Source organism: Acinetobacter sp. YH16053 (assembly GCF_013417035.1).
Taxonomy (GTDB): domain Bacteria; phylum Pseudomonadota; class Gammaproteobacteria; order Pseudomonadales; family Moraxellaceae; genus Acinetobacter; species Acinetobacter towneri.
Genome location: NZ_VPEP01000001.1, coordinates 86,866 through 103,001, shown reverse-complemented (window position 1 = coordinate 103,001; position 16,136 = coordinate 86,866). Strand labels below are relative to the sequence as shown.

At 42.1% G+C, this 16,136-nt stretch carries 19 protein-coding genes; 3 read left to right on the top strand and 16 right to left on the bottom strand.

Annotated elements, in window-relative coordinates; translation table 11 throughout:
• Positions 1 to 82: 82 nt before the first annotated feature.
• The 5 genes from FTV43_RS00505 to FTV43_RS00485 all read right to left on the bottom strand — a co-directional run bounded on the left by FTV43_RS00505 (position 83) and on the right by FTV43_RS00485 (position 3,364).
• Positions 83 to 484: a DUF3106 domain-containing protein gene (locus FTV43_RS00505; RefSeq protein WP_179994631.1), complete on the bottom strand. Its 402-nt coding sequence runs from the start codon at positions 482 to 484 to the stop codon at positions 83 to 85.
• Positions 474 to 794 (bottom strand): hypothetical protein, encoded by a 321-nt coding sequence (locus FTV43_RS00500; RefSeq protein ID WP_168417773.1) that lies wholly within the window; start codon positions 792 to 794, stop codon positions 474 to 476. Before FTV43_RS00500 ends, FTV43_RS00505 begins: the two co-directional genes overlap by 11 nt.
• On the bottom strand, positions 791 to 1,405 hold the full coding sequence (locus tag FTV43_RS00495; protein WP_179994731.1) for an RNA polymerase sigma factor: 615 nt from the start codon (positions 1,403 to 1,405) through the stop codon (positions 791 to 793). The genes FTV43_RS00500 and FTV43_RS00495 overlap by 4 nt, the downstream gene beginning before the upstream one ends.
• A gap of 156 nt (positions 1,406 to 1,561) precedes the next feature.
• Complete coding sequence (locus FTV43_RS00490; RefSeq protein ID WP_070154119.1) at positions 1,562 to 2,338, bottom strand: RNA methyltransferase; 777 nt, start codon at positions 2,336 to 2,338, stop codon at positions 1,562 to 1,564.
• 54 nt (positions 2,339 to 2,392) lie between these two features.
• The gene (locus tag FTV43_RS00485) at positions 2,393 to 3,364 is read right to left on the bottom strand and encodes a class 1 fructose-bisphosphatase (protein ID WP_179994630.1); all 972 of its coding nucleotides are present in this window, start codon (positions 3,362 to 3,364) and stop codon (positions 2,393 to 2,395) included.
• A gap of 177 nt (positions 3,365 to 3,541) precedes the next feature.
• Here FTV43_RS00485 and FTV43_RS00480 point away from each other — a divergent pair, with 177 nt between their 5' ends.
• Positions 3,542 to 3,727, top strand: a complete 186-nt coding sequence (locus tag FTV43_RS00480; RefSeq protein WP_004971800.1) for an NF038105 family protein — start codon at positions 3,542 to 3,544, stop codon at positions 3,725 to 3,727.
• Positions 3,728 to 3,883: 156 nt separating this feature from the next.
• Here FTV43_RS00480 and pal read toward each other — a convergent pair whose 3' ends face one another.
• The 6 genes from pal to ybgC form a co-directional block, all read right to left on the bottom strand.
• Positions 3,884 to 4,453: a peptidoglycan-associated lipoprotein Pal gene (pal, locus tag FTV43_RS00475; RefSeq protein ID WP_104851736.1), complete on the bottom strand. Its 570-nt coding sequence runs from the start codon at positions 4,451 to 4,453 to the stop codon at positions 3,884 to 3,886.
• Between the two features lie 70 nt (positions 4,454 to 4,523).
• Positions 4,524 to 5,807: a Tol-Pal system beta propeller repeat protein TolB gene (gene tolB / locus FTV43_RS00470; protein ID WP_179994730.1), complete on the bottom strand. Its 1,284-nt coding sequence runs from the start codon at positions 5,805 to 5,807 to the stop codon at positions 4,524 to 4,526.
• Positions 5,808 to 6,002: 195 nt separating this feature from the next.
• Positions 6,003 to 7,250 carry a cell envelope integrity protein TolA gene (tolA, locus tag FTV43_RS00465; protein WP_179994629.1) on the bottom strand — a complete coding sequence of 416 codons (1,248 nt, stop codon included), beginning with the start codon at positions 7,248 to 7,250 and terminating at the stop codon, positions 6,003 to 6,005.
• Positions 7,251 to 7,253: 3 nt separating this feature from the next.
• Positions 7,254 to 7,703, bottom strand: coding sequence for a protein TolR (gene tolR, locus FTV43_RS00460; RefSeq protein ID WP_168525762.1), 450 nt, complete (start codon positions 7,701 to 7,703; stop codon positions 7,254 to 7,256).
• Entirely contained in the window at positions 7,703 to 8,401 is a 699-nt protein-coding gene (gene tolQ, locus FTV43_RS00455) for a protein TolQ (RefSeq protein WP_104851739.1), read from the bottom strand. The genes tolR and tolQ overlap by 1 nt, the downstream gene beginning before the upstream one ends.
• Before the next feature lie 27 nt (positions 8,402 to 8,428).
• Positions 8,429 to 8,836: a tol-pal system-associated acyl-CoA thioesterase gene (gene ybgC, locus FTV43_RS00450; protein ID WP_004971791.1), complete on the bottom strand. Its 408-nt coding sequence runs from the start codon at positions 8,834 to 8,836 to the stop codon at positions 8,429 to 8,431.
• 228 nt (positions 8,837 to 9,064) lie between these two features.
• Here ybgC and FTV43_RS00445 point away from each other — a divergent pair, with 228 nt between their 5' ends.
• Positions 9,065 to 9,643 carry a hypothetical protein gene (locus tag FTV43_RS00445; RefSeq protein WP_179994628.1) on the top strand — a complete coding sequence of 193 codons (579 nt, stop codon included), beginning with the start codon at positions 9,065 to 9,067 and terminating at the stop codon, positions 9,641 to 9,643.
• 82 nt (positions 9,644 to 9,725) lie between these two features.
• Here FTV43_RS00445 and ruvB read toward each other — a convergent pair whose 3' ends face one another.
• The 3 genes from ruvB to FTV43_RS00430 form a co-directional block, all read right to left on the bottom strand.
• On the bottom strand, positions 9,726 to 10,733 hold the full coding sequence (gene ruvB / locus FTV43_RS00440; RefSeq protein WP_004971787.1) for a Holliday junction branch migration DNA helicase RuvB: 1,008 nt from the start codon (positions 10,731 to 10,733) through the stop codon (positions 9,726 to 9,728).
• A 242-nt stretch (positions 10,734 to 10,975) separates the two neighbouring features.
• Positions 10,976 to 11,578 carry a Holliday junction branch migration protein RuvA gene (gene ruvA / locus FTV43_RS00435; protein ID WP_179994627.1) on the bottom strand — a complete coding sequence of 201 codons (603 nt, stop codon included), beginning with the start codon at positions 11,576 to 11,578 and terminating at the stop codon, positions 10,976 to 10,978.
• A 129-nt stretch (positions 11,579 to 11,707) separates the two neighbouring features.
• Positions 11,708 to 13,048 (bottom strand): deoxyguanosinetriphosphate triphosphohydrolase, encoded by a 1,341-nt coding sequence (locus FTV43_RS00430; RefSeq protein WP_019837718.1) that lies wholly within the window; start codon positions 13,046 to 13,048, stop codon positions 11,708 to 11,710.
• 264 nt (positions 13,049 to 13,312) lie between these two features.
• Here FTV43_RS00430 and FTV43_RS00425 point away from each other — a divergent pair, with 264 nt between their 5' ends.
• Entirely contained in the window at positions 13,313 to 13,630 is a 318-nt protein-coding gene (locus FTV43_RS00425; RefSeq protein ID WP_167845893.1) for an NGG1p interacting factor NIF3, read from the top strand.
• A gap of 540 nt (positions 13,631 to 14,170) precedes the next feature.
• Here the strand turns inward: FTV43_RS00425 and FTV43_RS00420 are convergent.
• Positions 14,171 to 14,947, bottom strand: a complete 777-nt coding sequence (locus tag FTV43_RS00420) for a nitroreductase family protein (protein ID WP_178318846.1) — start codon at positions 14,945 to 14,947, stop codon at positions 14,171 to 14,173.
• Between the two features lie 150 nt (positions 14,948 to 15,097).
• Entirely contained in the window at positions 15,098 to 15,898 is an 801-nt protein-coding gene (locus FTV43_RS00415; protein ID WP_096901116.1) for an enoyl-CoA hydratase-related protein, read from the bottom strand.
• Positions 15,899 to 16,136: the final 238 nt, after the last annotated feature.

Here is a 16,136-nt window from a genome sequence, read left to right as displayed (position 1 = left end):
CAAAAGCCTCATCTGTTTTACACGATGAGGCTTTTGTTATTGGTGACTTCAAGTACTTTCTATTATCCATGAACAGATAAAATTAGTGACTCATTGCAGGCTGCTGATATTTAAGAATGTATTCCTGACGAATCAAGGGGCGTTGCTCTGGAGTAGCTTGTTGTAGCCGTTGACCTAATTCTCTGCGTTCTTGCGTACTCATTTTCTGCCAGATTTCACGCATTTTTTGCTTTTCACTTTCAGGCAATTGGGTAAACCAATCCATGCGTTGTTGTAAAGCCACACTTTTATCTGCAGGGATTTCTTTCAGATTTTGATAACGCTTAATTAGTGCCATCTGTTCTTCTTCTGACAGCGTTTCCCAAGTTTCTGCAATTTGCGTGTCAGCATCTTTGGAAAAAATCCAAAAACGCTCGAACCCTGCAAAACTGGTTTGCAGAAAACCAAGTGCACAAAACGCAAATACAATTCGCTTAGCTGCCATGTGGAACTTTGTCCTCACCTAACACCATTAACATTTCTAAATCTTCCACCATTTGTGGAGAAAGTTTAGGTACAGAAACAGCTTGATTTTGTGGTGCTGTGGTCATTTCCATTGAGTTTGGCAAGACCACAAAACCTGCAATTGCTGCTGCCAAAGCAAAGCCTGACATTTTCCAGAGTCCATAGCGCGAGCTTTTCTTGTCTTGAATATGATCTAAGACATGGTTCATGACCGCTGCTTTGTCTTGATGATGGTGAGCGAGCCCATCTAGTTTGGAAGTGACTTGCTTTAAGAAATCATCTTGTTTCATTCTGATGACCCTCCCAGATTTGGATTCATATGTGCCAAACTATTGCGTAAGGCTTGAATGGCACGGTGATAATGCGTTTTTACACTGCCTTCAGTGCAGTTCATAATTTGTGCGGTGGTTTGCGTATCAAAACCTTCCCAAGCACGTAACATAAAAGCTTGTTGTTGCCGCACAGGAAGCCCCGCAATTGCTGCCTGAATTTCTTCTACAGTCACAGCTTGATCTAAAAACTCTGCAGGATTGAGTGCTTGCTCATCGACAATATCAAGTTGTTCAACATCGTCATCATCTAAACTGATTTTTTTGAACCATGAAAACGGTTGAGCGCGTCGTGCTTCTTTACGACGCCAATCTTGTAATTTGTTATTTAAAATGGTGTAAAACAGGGGATACCATTCCTCTGTGGCTTTGTCAGCATAAGATTTATGCAAGGAAATAAAGGCTTCTTGCACCAAATCCATAGCAATGCCGTGCTGTCCTTGCGTTGCACTTTCCATCATCACTAAGGCACGCCCCGTTACGTCTTGCATGAAATTCTTCAGACGTTGCTCAGCCGTACTCTTTAGAGCACTCAAATTTTCCGAGTGTGACGACTTCGGGTTTAAATCCATAGAGATGGAAAATCCTGTCATTGGATACCCACCATTATTTTTAACATCATATTTTTATAACGCTAAAAACAATGGTTTGGTTGACATTGCAAGTTATTATTTTCAGTCTAATCTATTTTTTTTGCAGGGCTAGTCTTTTTAAAATAAATTAACCATTTACAGACGTTGGCGTACCATTTCAAAGAAACAGATTGAGCCTGCAATTGCCACATTCAAAGATTCCTGTCCACCTGGTTGTGGAATACTTACCGCTTCTGCATGCTGTAAGGCATAATCGGACACACCTTGTCCTTCATTACCTAAAATCCAGACGCAGGCTTTACGCAAGTTTTTGCTGTACAAGCTTTCTGCATGGTGTGAGCTGGTTACATATACCGGAATCTGAAATTGCGGTAAAACCTCTTCCAGTGTGACATTTTCAAAAGTCTGTAAGCTAAAGTGCGCGCCCATGCCTGCACGTAACACACGTGGTGACCATAGTGATGCAGAACCTTTGGTGCAAATAATTTGTTCAATCCCAGCTGCGGCGGCAGAACGTAATAAGGTACCGACATTGCCTGGGTCTTGCACATTTTCTAAAATCAGCGTGTCTGCTTTAAAGTCCAGCGTTTGACTTGAGCTTGGTAAATCGACAATGGCTAAACAAGCTAATGAAGTACCTAAAGTGCTTAAATCTTTGTATAACGATTCACTAATAACAAAGACTGCGCCAGTATATTTTGCCAAAATACGCTCATAGTCGGGATGGCTGAGTGCATGTTCTGTAGTGAAAATCGAATTGATCTTTTTATTTTCATGTAACCACGCAAGACACAAGTGCGTGCCTTCAAGCACAGTTTGTCCTTGTTTTTTACGATAGCTATTTTGCTCAATTAAACCACGTAAGTGTTTAATTTTTGGGTTATCTTTTGATTCTAAAAAAATCGTAGGCATGCGATAAAATCCACAGCAATTGGCGCAATACCAATTGCTGTTATTGAAAAATGATTAATGATAGCTGCTGACTAAATCGACTTCATTTTTTGAACCAATAATGACAGGTACACGTTGATGCAGGTCGGTTGGTTCAATATCTAAAATACGCACACGGCCTGTAGTTGCAGCACCACCAGCTTGTTCCATGAGCATGCTCATCGGGTTGGCTTCATACATTAAGCGTAAACGGCCTGCTTTTTTTGGGTCTTTTAAGTCGTATGGATACATGAAAATACCGCTACGACAAAGGATACGGTGAATATCACCCACCATACATGCTACCCAGCGCATGTTGAAATCTTTTTCACGTGGGCCAGTCTTGCCTGCCAAAAGTTCATCGATATAGCGTTTTACAGGCGCTTCCCAGTGACGTTGGTTAGATGCGTTAATGGCGTATTCTTTGGTGTCTGCTGCAACTTGAATATTGTCTGCAGTCACTAAAAATTCTTGGCTTTCCGGATCAAAGGTAAAGAACACCACGCCTGCACCAACAGTGAGCGCCATCATAGTGGATGGGCCATAAAGAACATAACCTGCTGCCACTTGTTGTGTGCCTGCTTGCATAAAGTCTGCAGCCTGAGTCACCGCATTTTTTGCAGGTAAAATGGAGAAAATTGTACCCACACACATATTGATGTCGATGTTGCTTGAGCCATCTAGTGGGTCAAACAAGACTAAATATTGACCATTTTCTTGAGCAGGGGTGAATTCATCTAATTCTTCAGAAGCCAAACCACCAACATTTGGGTGTTTTTGTAATGCTTCAATTAAATAATCATTTGAAATGACATCTAATTTCTTTTGTTCTTCGCCTTGTACGTTTTCATTTTGTGCACTGCCTAATACACCTGCCAAAGCACCTTTTTGTAATGTTTGATCAATAGTCTTACAGGTATTGGCAATGGTTTCAATTACTTGAGCAAGTTCGGGTGTTAAATTTCCAGTTTGTTGTTTTAGAAATTGGGAAAGGGTACGGTATGACATGACTGGAAAACTCCGAATAACTGCAAAAATGAGGATAACAATATGCTGCAATAGTTTAGATGAGAACGCGTTAAAAGAAAAATTAAACTCGACTATTTGCTGTGATTTTACCCTTGCAAGTCCTGCAGAAAGTGCTATGTTGATGTGAAGGATTTAATTTGAGATAGGAGCACAGATATGACAACGTTAAAGTTTGATGCGACTCCAACGCCAAGCGAAGGGATTAGTTTAGACGATATTTCTGAGGACAAGATGAAAGCCGCTTGGAAAGATTACGAGTCTAAACCTGAATATAAAAAGTTTAACAAGCATGATTTGATTGAATCTATGCAAACTGCAAAAGCTGATGCCGAGTCGGAATAACTGAAGCAAAGCTGTATTTCTGCACTTATCTGTTAGTTTTTAAAATATTCGTTCGCCCAGTTTTTTATGTCATAAAAAAGCGCCCTTGTAATAAAGAGCGCTTTTTTCGTATTGGGGAAACACGTTCTAAACGAGTTTTTCCCAAACAGCAAATTATTATTTCAATAATGGCGGTACGGCTTCATAGTTAATTTCTACACGACGGTTTTCTTTCCAGGCATTTTCATCGTGCCCTGGATTGACTGGCATTTCTTTGCCATAACTCACAGCTTCAAGCTGACCAGCATTGACACCGTTGGTGATCAAAAAGCTTTCAACCGCTTTAGCACGACGCTCACCCAAAGCCATGTTATATTCACGGGTACCGCGTTCATCGGTATGACCTGTAAGCGCTACTTTAGAGTTGGCATTCGCCATTAGAAACTGTGCATGTGCTTGTAGGGTCTGGTAATCATCATTAGATAATTCGCTGCTGTCGTAGTCAAAATGCACCACGCGCTTTGCCAAGAAAGCTTTGTTGGCTTCGGTTACACCTTTGGCAGATGCACCTGCAAGGTTTTGTGCATTTAAAGCTGCATCTTCACTCAAACCTTGGGTGTTGACTGTAGTTGCACCACTTGGTGTTTGACCTGCTTGTGAGTCAGTCGTTGGTTTGCGGTTTGCACAACCTGTCATCACTAAAGCCGATGCCAAAACAGGGAGTACCAATAATTTAACTGCGTTCATCCTCATCTCCATGAAGCTTGATTTTTGGTTTTAAAACAGAACTGAAAAGTGTTTACCTTGCGGGTACTCATTATTTTGGTGCCCACGCAGGTTCACGCACTTCACCTTGTTCACTAGGTAAGTTCATGCGGAAGCGACCGTCTAAAGACATAATTGACAATAAGCCACGTGCGCCTTCGCGCGTTGCATACACCACCATTTGCCCATTTGGTGAGAAGCTTGGCGACTCATCCAAACTGGTTGGGGTTAAAATATTGGTGATATTGGTGTTGATGTCTTGAATTGCGACTTTGTAATTACTGCCACTTGGGCGATGCACCAATGCCAGTTTACGACCATCGGCACTGAGCGTACCACGTGCGTTAAATGCACCGCGGAAGGTTAGGCGTTTGCTGCTGCCTGTGGCAAAGTCATAACGATAAATTTGTGCGGAACCACCACGATCTGAAGTGTAAATAAATGATTTACCATCTGGTGCATAACGTGCTTCGGTATCAATCGCACTGTCATTGGTCATGCGTCGCAGTTCACGGGTGCTTAAATTCATTTGATAAATTTCTGGATTGCCATGCATGGATGCGGTAAACAACATACTTTGACCATCTGGTGAGAAGCTTGGAGCACCATTTAAACCACGGAAACTGGCTAATTTTTCACGCTGACCTGTCGCCAAATCTTGCACATAAATAGCAGGGCGTTTGGTTTCAAACGACACATAGGCAATTTTTTTGGCATCTGGTGTCCACGCAGGCGATAAAATAGGATCACGCGAAGTCAAAATGGTTTTAGGCTGTTCACCATCAGTATCGGCAATTTGCAGGGTATAGCGTTGTTCAGGTGTTGCAGGGTTGCGCAGTACATAAGCAATGCGTCCGCTAAAGTCACCTTTAATGCCCGTGAGTGCTTCATAAATGGCATCACTGATCATGTGTGCAGCAGAACGTACGCGTGACGCAGGCACGCTTAATAATTCATTCAATAAGTATTGCTGTTTTTGCACATCATAAAGTTGGTAATGAACTTCATAACCGCCTTCTGCAGTGGCTTTGACATTTCCCATCACCACATAAGGTACACCTGCGGCTTGCCATGCAGCTGCATTTGGATTGTTCATGCTTGCAGTTGCAGCAAGGTTTTTAGATGAACTGGTGAATTTGCCTGAACGGTTTAAATCGTTTTCTACAATGGGATAAATGCTTTGATCGTTTCCAAATGGCACAATCGCAATTTGTGGTGCTTCTTCTGGTGCTTTGGCAATTTCTAGATGCAGTTGGGCAAAAGATTGTGTGCTTAAAACTGGGCTGAGTGCAGTTAAAACGGCAAGGCAAAGTAGGTGTTTACGCGTTGTTTCCATCATTCGCTATTTTCTCTAATCAACATAACTTTTTTGGATGTAATTGTTGTACATAATGGCATGCTTTATTGGGAATGAAAGCATGAATGTATAATAAAACTGTTATAACACTGTGAAAAATGAAATTTATTTAAAGTCGTGAATATTTTTATAGGGGAGAGTCTGAGTAAATGATTTTACTCAGACCATTTTAGCTTATTGTGCCGTAAAGGTTGAGGTGAAGCTACGTGCTTCACGGCGTGCATCTGGGTCAGATGGCATTGGATAAGGCGCAGCAGCACGAACCGCAGCTTCTACACTGGCTTTCATGTCTGGGTCACTGGAATTGACCACTACAGATTGCACTGCACCACTGTCACTTAGAGTTACACGCGCAGTTGCACGTTTGCCCGATGAACCCACAGGGGTATCCCACGCACGTTTGATTTTATTTTCAAAATCACGTTTAGCTGTTGAAGTAATACGGCGTACCTCAGCTTTTTTCTGTGCTGCTTCTTCTGCGGCTTGTTTAGCGGCAGATGCTTTGGCTTCTGCATCAGCACGAGCCTTCGCTTCGGCATCTGCCTTGGCTTTTGCATCGGCATCTGCTTTACGTTTTGCTTCTGCGTCCGCTTTGGCTTTAGCGTCTGCTGCAGCTTTACGTTTTGCCTCTGCGTCAGCTTTGGCTTTAGCGTCTGCCGCGGCTTTACGTTTTGCCTCTGCGTCTGCTTTGGCTTTAGCATCTGCCGCGGCTTTACGTTTTGCCTCTGTGTCTGCTTTGGCTTTAGCATCTGCCGCGGCTTTACGTTTTGCCTCGGCATCCGCCTTCGCTTTTGCATCTGCTTCCGCTTTACGCTTTTCTACTGCATTGGCTTCAAGTTTGCGTCTTTCTGCGGCTTCAGCTTTTTTTAGCGCTTCGGCTTCTTTACGGCGTATAGCCTCAGCTTCAGCACGTGTTTTAGCATCAGCCTTAGCTTTTGCTTTAGCATCGGCTTCACGTTGCGCACGTTCTTCAGCACGTGTCTGTTGTGCCTTTAAGCGTTCAGCTTCGACTTTTTGTTGTGCTGCAATTTGGTTTGCTTCAGCAGCTTGACGTTCTGCACGCGCTTGAGCTTCTGCTGCCTGCGCTGCTTTTTGTGTATCTATCTGTGGTGCAGGTTGAGGCACAGGCGGAGTAGGGGGCGCTGCGGGTGTTGGAATGACAGGTGCAGGTTCAAGCGCAGGCTCAGCAGTTTGAGTAATTTGTTCCGCTACATTTTCATGTGTGGTTTCAGCAGATTTAGTTTCTAATAAGGGTTTTAAATCTTCGGGTTTAATGAGTACTGTTTTAATAGGTTTAGGTGGCTCAGGTGCTTTACTCATACCTAAATAAAGCAAGCCGACCACAGCGACAATATGGACACCAACGGTGAACCCAATCGCAATAGCTTTTTGTTGAAAAGGTGGCTTTTTAAAATCTTTCATAAATTACTTTAAAGGCTCAGTTAGCAATCCAACTTGGGTTAAACCTGCATCTTGTAAGTTAGACATTAACGCAATCACATCACCATAAGGGCGTGTATTATCCCCACGAATGACAACCTGAAATTCTTTATTTTCAGCTTTGGCTTGAATTTGAGCCTCGGTCAAAATTTGTTTCAGTTGGGCTAATTCTAAAGGTTCTGCTTTATGTTCTTTATATTCTAAAAAATAACGTCCATCTTTATCTAAAGTTACCTGAGCTATAGCACTTTTCGATTCAATGGCATTACCATTGGCTTGTGGTAAATCGACCTGAATACCACTGGTAATCATAGGTGCGGTGACCATAAAAATCACCAGCAACACCAACATGACATCAATATAAGGTACAACATTCATGTCACTTTTCAGTGGTTTCTTAATGCGCTCGAAGCGTCCTGAGCGTTGAATGGCCATTAGTCGTGATCCTTAGTATTGCCTAAAGATTGACGTTGTAATAAAGCCACCATTTCTTCGGCAAATAAAGCACGATCAGAATAAATCGCTTCGCCTTTGGCGGTGTAATGGTTAAAGGCAAGTACCGCAGGAATGGCGGCAAATAAACCAATGGCTGTGGCAATGAGGGCTTCGGCAATCCCTGGTGCGACTGTTGCCAATGTGACTTGATCGACATCTGCTAGTCCAATAAAGGCATTCATAATGCCCCAGACGGTACCAAATAAACCAACGTATGGCGCAACCGAACCAATGCTGGCTAATGCACCTAAGCCTTGTTCAAGTTGAGCTTGGTCGCGGCTTAAACCGACACGTAAAATACGTTCTGTGCCTTCAATGGTTTGTGTTGCAGGCGCTTGGCGCTTTTTGAGTTTTAAAAACTCACCTAAGCCTTGATAGAAAATATCTTCCAAACCGACACGTTTTGAATTGAGCTGTGCGTTGTTGTAAAGCGTATTTAATTCTGCACCAGACCAGAAGATTTTTTGGAAATGCTGATCATCTGCCTGTGCTTTTTTATAGCTCATGTGTAACTTGGCAATCAGATACCAACTGTATAATGATGCTAAAAGCAGCGAGAGCATTACCAGCTGAACAACAGGACTTGCTTGTAAAATAAGATCTGATACTTGAAGAGATGATTCGAGTTGTGTTGCCATAGTTACTACATGTGCCAATTCATTTTTTTAATCTTGTCCTAATTCTTTCAGAATAAGGCTACGAATTTCATCTGGCAGACGACGTGGTTTCATATCTGAACCAAGACAGGCCAATTCAACCTCGCCAGATGCAAGCATGATTTCACCACGATAAATATTTTGTTGCAATACAAATGATGACGCTTTACACGAAACTACACTTGCTGTAACAGTAATTAGGTCATCCATTAAGATTGGACGTGAATATTTCACGTTAATTTTATGTACGACAAAGTTGTAATCTTGTTGATGCCAATAATGATCAACACCCGACGCACGAAGCCATTCGGTACGGGTACGTTCCATAAAGCGAATATGATTGGCGTGGTAAACAATGCCGCCTGCATCAGTATCTTCCATATAGATACGAATTTTAAATTCAAATTTATTCGCCATAATGATGTTCCGCTTCAATGTTGCAAAGTTGTTTGATAAGCAATACTTATAGCTTAAACCATGTCTATGAAATTGACGTGAATCGGGGCTATAAGTCAAGCTGTGTATAGCGTGGCAGTTTATCATTCTCAACGCTTCGTCCAATGGCACAAGATTTCAAACATGCTTTTAAGTTAAAATTAGCTGCCTGCCTGATACATGCAGATGATCCACCCCAATGAGCAGCACATGAGCCGTTTAGTTAAATTTTTTGTGGTAATTGCCATATTGTATTTGTTGTGGATGACGCTGTTCCAGCCAGATGGAGGAATTGCGGATAGCACAACCTATCAGTCATCGCAGCAAGTGCATCAATTTAAAGACTATACCATTCAAGCTTTGGAAACCTATGAAGGTGAGTTTCGGGTATTGTCACGTGAAAATTATAATTTTGGACGTGAAGCCGAACTTAGCCCTGTCGATTTTGCTTTGGGATGGGACGAAATGGCCAAGCCTGAAGTGTATAAACAGTTGTCTATTCGTCAAAGCAACCGTTGGTATCATTGGCGTTATGAACAAGCACCACCGATTCCTGTGCAAGAGATTGCAAGTTTGAGCGCTAATACGCATTTAATTCCGGCCACACCCGCGATTGCGACACAGTTAAAACAGATTGATGAAGATGATTTGATTTATTTGAAAGGTAAATTGGTTGAAGTTACTGCCGCAGATGGGTGGCAGTGGCGCAGTTCTTTAAGCCGTCATGATACAGGGGCGGGCGCGTGTGAATTAATGCTTGTTGAAGATGTGCGTATTATTGAAAATTAGGGTCTATCTACAGACCCAATTGACCTAAATATTTAATAACTTAAAGGGAGATAGCTCCCTTCAAGCTATTTTTTCCTTTGAGCTATTTTTCTTTTGGCTCTGGCGGTGTCATCCCAAATTGTAAATACGCCATATTGGTCGCAATACGCCCGCGAGCGGTTCGCATTACATAACCTTGTTGAATTAGGTATGGTTCAATTACATCTTCCAAAGTGCCAGAGTCTTCAGCCATAGCAGCGGCCAAAGCTTCCACACCTGCAGGCCCACCATCAAAACGCTCTAATAACATTGATAAATAACGACGGTCTAAGGTATCTAAACCATCTTTATCGACATTCAGCATATCTAGCGCACGTTGTGCCATCTCTTGCGTGACTTCACCTGTGCCTTTGACCTGCGCATAGTCACGAACGCGACGCAATAATCGGTTGGCAATACGTGGTGTACCACGTGAACGACGAGCGACTTCATTGGCTCCTGCATCGGTCATTGGCACATCCATTAAACTCGCCGAGCGTTTGACAATATGGGTCAAATCTTCAACCGAATAAAATTCCAAACGCTGCACAATACCAAAACGGTCACGTAACGGTGAGGTGAGTAAGCCTGCACGTGTGGTAGCGGCGACAAGGGTAAATGGTGGCAAGTCCAGTTTAATGGAGCGTGCTGCAGGCCCTTCACCAATCATGATGTCCAGTTGATAATCTTCCATCGCTGGATACAAAATTTCTTCAATCACAGGTGAAAGACGGTGAATTTCATCAATAAATAACACATCGCCTTCTTCAAGATTGGTCAGCATGGCGGCTAAATCGCCTGCGCGCTCTAAGACAGGCCCTGAAGTAGATTTAAGGTTGCCGCCCATTTCACGGGCAATAATATTGGCGAGTGTGGTTTTGCCTAAACCTGGTGGTCCAAAAATCAGGGTGTGGTCCAATGCTTCTGCGCGTCCACGGGCTGCACCAATGAAAATTTCCATTTGTTCACGCACTACAGGTTGCCCAATATAGTCATCGAGTGAAGTGGGGCGAATGGCGCGATCAATTTGATCTTCGGGTTTTTCAGAACCACTGATGAGACGGTCTTGCATATCGTGTTAACTAATCTCTTGAGCTGGGCATTTTGATGCTGCATGCACAGCCTCAAAGTATGAGTTGCGTTTAAATGCCTTTGCGAAGGCATGATTTTACTTTTGAAAGATCAAAAGTAACAAAAATCTTATGTTGAGTTGAGGGTATATCCCTATACCCCAACTCAACGGGCGACATCCATGTCGCCAGTCATGTATCCAATATTGGAAAGATGAACTTACGCTAGGTTTGTTGGCATCTTTTATTTATTCATCGACTTTAATGCTGCACGGATAATATCACTGGCTTCAGTAAAATCGGCCTTAACTGCATTAATCAGTTTTTGTGCTTCGGCAGGTTTATAACCTAAAGATTGTAAAGCGGCTTCGGCTTCGGCAACAGCAGAATTGCCTGTAAACTGAATTTGGGTCACAGTGGAATTGCTGCTGCTCACTTCGTTGGACATGGCTTTAAAGCGATCACGTAATTCAATCATCAGGCGTTCAGCGGTTTTTTTACCCACACCCGGTACTTTAATCAGGGTGTTGATGTCTTCATGTTCTACGGTGTGAATCAGTAATTCGACACTCAAGGTTGATAAAATACCTAGCGCCATTTTCGGGCCGACACCATTGACTTTGAGTAAAGTACGGAAAATGGTTTTTTCTTGGGATTCTAAAAAGCCATATAACAATTGAGCATCTTCACGCACAGCTAAATGCGTCCACAGGGTAATTTTCTGCCCCTTTTGTAACTGGCAAAATGTGGTGAGTGGCGTGTCAATTTCATAGCCCACACCATTCACATTCAGCAACACGGTTGGTGCTTCTAAAGCCAATACTTCGCCAATAAGACATCCGATCATATTTGTGATTCACTGATTGATTTAAAATAAGTTGCTGTTCGCATAGTAGAGCGCATTTTCACAAAAGGCAAAATTCGTGCTTAAATTCTACGTCAATATTATATAAGTTATTGATATGCAGGTGATTCGTCATAGCAGACCAACCTTATTGCCTTGTAATTCTTGCGATAAATTATAGGCTTGGTGATCTGAAAACTTAGAGATAATGTCCAAGACTTGCATGATATTGTCATAATGATTATGCGCAAAATCTGCCCCTGAGCGTTGCAAGATGGACATTAAACGCTGCTCTTTAAAACTTAGGGTTTTATGGGGTGTGGTGAGCGGAATAAACGCATCCAAAATATTTTGTAAACTTTGATGCGCAATAATTTCCAATCCAGCTTTTTGCGGATGCTCGAAAATTTTCTCACGCGCTAAGTCTTTGGCGCGATTAATACCAATTTCAATATCTGCTGAGCAATACTGTAAAAGGCTGCCTTTAAGTTGTCCCATTAGGATTTCAAAATGGTGTTTGGCAAACGCTGTGGTGACTTCATCGACTAAACGCTTCATGACCCGACCACGCAAAGCGGCAATTTTTTGTTGCCATGTGGTACGTGCCATCGCTAGTTCTGCAGGAATACCGTAGTCACCAATCAAGTTTAAAAAGATCGGCTCCACTTCTTCATAGCTGAGCATGTTTAAAATAATGCCATCTTCTAAATCAATTAAGGCATAGCAAATATCATCCGCCGCTTCCAATAAATAGGTGAGTGGATGACGACAATAGTGATAATCGCCCAATTGAATCAGTCCAAGCTGTTCAGCAATTTGTTTGAGAATTTCTTTTTCGGCTTGGTAACAACCAAATTTATCACGTTGATTGGCAGGGCGGTTGCCTTGTTCAGCAATGGTCTTAGACAGCCACGGATATTTTAAATAAGCGCCTAATGTGGCATAGGTTAAACGCATGCCGCCATCATTTGGATGATAGTCAATTTTGGTGAGTAGCCGTAAACCTTGCGCATTGCCTTCAAACTGACGCACGTCAGCTTCTTCTTCATCACTCAGTTTGGCGAGAAAATTGCCGTGTGAAGCATCGTCAAACCATTCACGAATGGCATATTCACCTGCATGTCCGAAAGGTGGATTGCCAATATCATGTGCCAAACATGCGGCTTGAATAATCGCACCGACATCGGCAGGAGAAATCCACATTGGCAAGTGGTCTTTGATTTTTTCTGCAGCCAGCATCCCTAATGAACGTCCAATACAAGACACTTCTAAAGAATGGGTCAGGCGAGTATGAATACCATCATGTTGAGTGAGCGGATGGACTTGGGTTTTACGGTTAAGCTGTCTGAAACTTTGCGAAAAAATAATACGGTCATAATCTTTGTGAAAAGGGCTGCGCGCCTGTTCTGTACTTTGTTTTTTACTACCAATTCGAACTGTGGAAAGCAGTTCTAACCAACGCATTTGAGTCATTTATCATTATTCACTATGTGCTTGTTTTGCATCATGCCAAAAAAATGACAAAAGCTCTAGGGGCGTGCGACATGGCTTGTCTTTTTAAATCTAAATTCATACAAAATGGGGGATAAGTTTGTGGCGAAGCGTACTTTAAAGTTTTTTTGGGGAACTGTATAAATTGAGGATTGGATGATGCGTATAGGTTGCCAAAATAGCAACGATGCCCAATTTTTTATGCTAATTTCTAATTAATTGTGAAATGGATAGCGAAGTTTAAATATGCTCAAACTGATTTACTATGTGCCTGAATCTCATCTTGAAGAAACTAAACTGGCGGTTTTTGCAGCGGGTGCAGGTGGAATTGGCAATTATGAACATTGTGCATGGCAGGTTTTAGGCACAGGGCAATTTAAACCTGTAAAAGGAGCAAATCCGTTTGTTGGCGAGTTAGATGCTTTGGAACACGTTGCCGAATGGCGCGTGGAAACCATTGTACCTGAGCAAAATGCTCAGGCAGTCGCAAAAGCGCTCAAGGCAAGCCATCCTTACGAAGAGCCTGCCTTTGAGTTTATGCAACTTTTAGATATTAATTTTTAAAGACTTAAATACCAATTTTTAAAGAAAAATAGAATTGCACGATCACTCATATATGGATTGGGGCAAATATAAGTTGCGTAGATAGAGTTTACTTTTCACGGGCGAAAAGTAACAAAAGCCCTCTGTTAGACTGATGGTACGTCCTGTACTACAGTCTAACGGGCGACATCCTTGTCGCCTTATCACGAGTCAAAATGTGGCTAGGTTTTAAAAATACAGTTGAAATATTAGGGTCTGTTGACACTTCATCTATGTTTGCGACGTGAGAGATATATCTCGCAAGGTTTTTTAGCTGCTATAAGGCATGGGGCAGGAAATTTAGTTATTCTAAATGACTGACTCATAACGCAATAGCAGCAAAAAATATGCTCATCCCCTTGCGCAGCAAACAAAGCAGCGCTTTGTTCTTGCTCATGTGGCTAAAACTTTCTGAGATTACGTTATGAAACTTGGCAATAGTCCCGCTATTCCTTGCGTTTCATGCCTAATCTGCTCAGTTTTAGCCTACAGCGCAAGCCATTTATGAAATGTTAACAGCCCCTAGACTTTCTGAATAAACAGGTCACGGTCAAAACGGTATTGCGGGAAAAAGACACCATCTTCGGCACGTTCACCTGCAGCAATCACCATCACTGGAAATTGTTGTTCATTCAGTTTTAAGAGTTTGCGTACCATCGGCTCATCAAAACCTTCCATCATACAGCTATCAAAACCGTGTGCGCGAAGGGCCAAGACCATATTTTCACAAGCGAGTGCAGTGGTTTTACTCGCCCAAAGTTTGGCATCGGCAGGGTTAAATGCAGTTACAGGTAATTGTTTATCTAAACTACGTGCAATTTTGAAAGCGACTTTCTTAAAGTTACCTACTGCGTTTAAGTAGCCAGTCATGTAGTTATAAGGAATAAACTTGTAATATTTTTTGACTGCTGCAGGTGCTTCAGGAAAAGGAAACTCGCTGATGTTCTTTTTTGCCATTTCATCAACACGGTCTGTGCGTGCAATACACACAATTAGCTCTGCTGCAGTGCGAGCAGCAAGCTGTCCTAAGCAGGCTTTAACCAGTTGTTTCTTCTTGGCAGGGTTTTGCACCACGACAAAAGTCCACGGTTGTAAATTAGATGAGTTCGGTGCCAATAAAGCCATATCTAAACAATCATCCAACACTTCAACAGGAATGGCTTTGTCGGTAAATTTACGCACCGAACGACGGCTTTGAATGACTTTTTTAAAGTTTTCTATATCAATATCTTGTGGTGCAGGCTCAAAATAACGTTCTTTTTTTTCAGCTTTAACATCAGCTGGATTTGGATTAGACATTACAATTTTCCTCAATTTTTTAATGATTGATAGCACATTGCAGAATATGGGGGCGAATAAAGAAAAAACCACATTCAGCCAAAATGAATGTGGTTTTAAAACGTCTAGTTTACTTGAAATGGGTGTAAGTACATTTCAGTTAAACAACGTTTAATTAAATTGGCTGAAATCAGGTTTACGTTTTTGCATAAAGGCCTGCACCGCTTCCATCATTTCTGCTGAGCCGACACGTTGCATAAAAATCTCTGCTTCATGGTCAATCCACGCCACAATTTCATTGACATTATGTTTCATGAGGGCTTTAGATTGTTTAAGTGATGCCAATGGTAAAGCTGCCAATTGTGCTGCTTTTTGTTGCGCCGTTGCATAGACATCGGTTTCAATGCTATTAACTAAATTTGCCGATAATGCCGTTTCGCTATTGAATTTTTGTGCAGTTAGCAACAGTTCAGCCGCTTTGTGATAGCCTGCTTGTTCTACTAGAAGTTTGCTTGATGCACCTTCAGGCGATAAGCCCAAGCTCACAAATGGAATTTGGAATAGGGCAGTATTGTCGCTATATACCAAATCTGCATGTAATAGAATTGTGACACCAATGCCAATTGCCACCCCACGTACAGCTGCAATCAGCGGTTTAGAAAACTTAGCTGCAGATTTTAATAAGATGAATGGAGGGCCTTCGGCAGCAGGTAGTTGTCCTTTAAGTGCAGCAGACTTCATAAAGTCTTGCATGTCATTGCCAGCACTAAAATCTGCATCTGTGCCACGTAAAATTACACAACGTACTGCGTTGGACTGATCTGCTTCATCTAAGGCTTGTGCAATCCACAAATACAATTCACCATACAGCGCGTTTTTTGCTTCTGGTCGGTTGATGGCTAAAGTCAGTACGCCATTGTCTAAATTCGCATTCAAATGTGGGTGAGGTTGTTGAATACAGCTCAGTGTCATCGTACTATCCTTGCTTTGATTGGTTTGAATTTATGGCTCATTATGTCGCAAATTCGCAGCGCTGGCACAACTCATGAGTTCATAAAAAGTTAGTGAATGATGAGATTTGCGTTCCTAATTCAATGTGAAATTTATTTAGAATTTGGGGTTGTTCATTTAAAAAATGAATAAGCAAGGCGGAATCTTAACGTCTATTAATTCTATTTTAGGATTAACCTTCGGTTCGACCTACTTTTGT

Bases quoted from the DNA above. Each gene is read 5' to 3' on its own strand.
- FTV43_RS00430 (WP_019837718.1), bottom strand. From the start codon at position 13,048: ATGACTCAAATGCGTTGGTTAGAACTGCTTTCCACAGTTCGAATTGGT.
- tolB (WP_179994730.1), bottom strand. From the start codon at position 5,807: ATGGAAACAACGCGTAAACACCTACTTTGCCTTGCCGTTTTAACTGCA.
- FTV43_RS00500 (WP_168417773.1), bottom strand. From the start codon at position 794: ATGAAACAAGATGATTTCTTAAAGCAAGTCACTTCCAAACTAGATGGG.
- tolR (WP_168525762.1), bottom strand. From the start codon at position 7,703: ATGGCCATTCAACGCTCAGGACGCTTCGAGCGCATTAAGAAACCACTG.
- FTV43_RS00505 (WP_179994631.1), bottom strand. From the start codon at position 484: ATGGCAGCTAAGCGAATTGTATTTGCGTTTTGTGCACTTGGTTTTCTG.
- FTV43_RS00415 (WP_096901116.1), bottom strand. From the start codon at position 15,898: ATGACACTGAGCTGTATTCAACAACCTCACCCACATTTGAATGCGAAT.
- FTV43_RS00425 (WP_167845893.1), top strand. From the start codon at position 13,313: ATGCTCAAACTGATTTACTATGTGCCTGAATCTCATCTTGAAGAAACT.
- FTV43_RS00485 (WP_179994630.1), bottom strand. From the start codon at position 3,364: ATGTCATACCGTACCCTTTCCCAATTTCTAAAACAACAAACTGGAAAT.
- FTV43_RS00420 (WP_178318846.1), bottom strand. From the start codon at position 14,947: ATGTCTAATCCAAATCCAGCTGATGTTAAAGCTGAAAAAAAAGAACGT.
- ruvA (WP_179994627.1), bottom strand. From the start codon at position 11,578: ATGATCGGATGTCTTATTGGCGAAGTATTGGCTTTAGAAGCACCAACC.
- ybgC (WP_004971791.1), bottom strand. From the start codon at position 8,836: ATGGCGAATAAATTTGAATTTAAAATTCGTATCTATATGGAAGATACT.
- tolA (WP_179994629.1), bottom strand. From the start codon at position 7,250: ATGAAAGATTTTAAAAAGCCACCTTTTCAACAAAAAGCTATTGCGATT.
- ruvB (WP_004971787.1), bottom strand. From the start codon at position 10,733: ATGCAAGACCGTCTCATCAGTGGTTCTGAAAAACCCGAAGATCAAATT.
- FTV43_RS00490 (WP_070154119.1), bottom strand. From the start codon at position 2,338: ATGCCTACGATTTTTTTAGAATCAAAAGATAACCCAAAAATTAAACAC.
- FTV43_RS00495 (WP_179994731.1), bottom strand. From the start codon at position 1,405: ATGGATTTAAACCCGAAGTCGTCACACTCGGAAAATTTGAGTGCTCTA.
- FTV43_RS00445 (WP_179994628.1), top strand. From the start codon at position 9,065: ATGAGCCGTTTAGTTAAATTTTTTGTGGTAATTGCCATATTGTATTTG.
- tolQ (WP_104851739.1), bottom strand. From the start codon at position 8,401: ATGGCAACACAACTCGAATCATCTCTTCAAGTATCAGATCTTATTTTA.
- pal (WP_104851736.1), bottom strand. From the start codon at position 4,453: ATGAACGCAGTTAAATTATTGGTACTCCCTGTTTTGGCATCGGCTTTA.
- FTV43_RS00480 (WP_004971800.1), top strand. From the start codon at position 3,542: ATGACAACGTTAAAGTTTGATGCGACTCCAACGCCAAGCGAAGGGATT.